Source organism: Citrobacter sp. W9 (assembly GCF_026719375.1).
In the GTDB taxonomy this organism is placed as follows: Bacteria; Pseudomonadota; Gammaproteobacteria; order Enterobacterales; family Enterobacteriaceae; genus Citrobacter; species Citrobacter werkmanii.
Genome location: NZ_JAPPTE010000065.1, coordinates 1 through 1,826, shown reverse-complemented (window position 1 = coordinate 1,826; position 1,826 = coordinate 1). Strand labels below are relative to the sequence as shown.

The 1,826-nt window shown below is 49.0% G+C and carries 2 protein-coding genes; both read right to left on the bottom strand.

Going from position 1 to position 1,826, the window contains the following annotated elements:
- Positions 1–336: 336 nt before the first annotated feature.
- Complete coding sequence (locus tag OOJ59_RS27805) at positions 337–618, bottom strand: helix-turn-helix domain-containing protein (protein ID WP_000780222.1); 282 nt, start codon at positions 616–618, stop codon at positions 337–339.
- Positions 599–928: a type II toxin-antitoxin system RelE/ParE family toxin gene (locus OOJ59_RS27800; RefSeq protein WP_000493286.1), complete on the bottom strand. Its 330-nt coding sequence runs from the start codon at positions 926–928 to the stop codon at positions 599–601. The genes OOJ59_RS27805 and OOJ59_RS27800 overlap by 20 nt, the downstream gene beginning before the upstream one ends.
- Between the last annotated feature and the right edge of the window lie 898 nt (positions 929–1,826).

Below are 1,826 nucleotides of genomic sequence, written 5' to 3'. Positions count from 1 at the left end.
CGGGTCTGACGGCGCTTAGTGCTGAATTCACTATCGGCGAAGGTGAGTTGATGGCTCATGATGTCCCTCTGGGATGCGCTCCGGATGAATATGATGATCTCATATCAGGAACTTGTTCGCACCTTCCCTAAGTCACCGGCGGCTTGCCTGCCACACATTGAACATTACAGACCAATTAGCACTTTGTCACCGGGGAAAGATGTAAAGATTATGTATAAATAGATTGGCTTAGAAGTGACATTTCAACTTTGGAGAAACAGGTGACATTTTAAACTTGCTTTAACAAAATTTTGGGACTGACCGAAACAAAAAGGCCAGCCCCGGAGGGCTGGCTATTCAGTACAGGGCAATGACAGGTTTCTTGATGCCGCAGGCGTGAGCGTAGCGGGTCAGTGTGTCGATGCTGGCTTTGGTGATGTTGTTTTCCAGGCGAGAAATAACCGGAGGTGTAACCCCCATGCGTTCAGCAACCTGCGCTTTTGTCAGGTTGTCATGCTTGCGCCATTCAGCAAGCAGCTCCCTGAGCTTTTCCTTACGTTCTTCTTCCTGCCATGCAGCGCGATATTCATCGTCCTGCATCCACTCGTTATGCAGTTCTTTATGGCTTACCAGTTTCATTAAGTACCTCCGCTAACCGCTTTTTGGCGAGATCGATTTCTTTCGCTGGCGTTTTCTGTGACTTCTTGATGAAAACACGGAGCATGATGATGGTATTGCCTTTGTGGTATACCCAGATTCCCCTGGCTATGTCCGTCCCCATCGTGCGGATCTCAAAAAGTCCATCGCCCAGGGGCTTCGTGTCCGGCTCCCGCAGTAATCGGGCGTCATACTCCAGTTTGCCGATGAGACGGTCAAACTTCACCCTGATTTTTACGGGTAATGCTGTGGCTTCTTCCCTGGCTTCCGGGTGATAAACAACGCTAAACATGTGACCTCCCATTTCTATTAATATTAACCTATAGGCTAATTTCAGACAAGGTAGAATTAACCTATAAGCTAATTTTGTTGGCAGTTATCGTGGCTACCCGGTCACTACCCTGTTAGCGTGAGTTTTCGTTCCACTGAGGAACGGGGATTTATGCGCGTTAGCGCATGTAAGGCGGCAGGATGAAATGACAGGTAGCACCGAGGGTTAGCCGCCGATACCAGTGAGGGATCGAAAGGGATCGCCTATCCATCCCTTCACCCTGCAAAGCCATATTCCGCTAAAAGCGGCTCAGAGGCTTTTGTGCGCGGTCGGAGTGGTCACAACAAGGCCGAAGCCGCAGTTGGGGCGTATCTCCGCGTTAGCGGGTCGTAAGAGCCGCTTACGAGCGTGTAATCTAATTCTTCAGCGATATTTGCTGACGTATCCGGCGTGGCCGGATTTGTCCAATCCCTCGATGGCTAACAGGCGAGCTGTTAGCCATCGAGGGATTCCGTTCTGAATGCCCCGCGCTTTAGCGTGGGGAGCTACTTTTGAGGCGCTCGCGCCGATGCTGTTCGGTTATCCACTTTTTAAAGGGGATAACAGCAATGTCTTTTATTTTTTGGTTTATCTTTTAATACGTAAGTAATTAAAAGATAAACCAAAAGAGTATTTGCGCCATCTCGTTTGCACTTCATTATCACTTACCCACAAGCTATACAGCAGTTGTGGTGGGTCTACGCCGGAACCGCCGAAAAATCCGTCATTCCTGTAGGCGGGATGGGTTGGATTTCGAAAATTATTGTACTATAAGGGCTTCCCCGGCGTGTCAACGCCGGTGTTTATGGTTTCTGTCTGCTCTTCAGTAAAAATAAAGGGGAGAGACTGCGGTACTATAAACGGCCATGATGAATCGTCA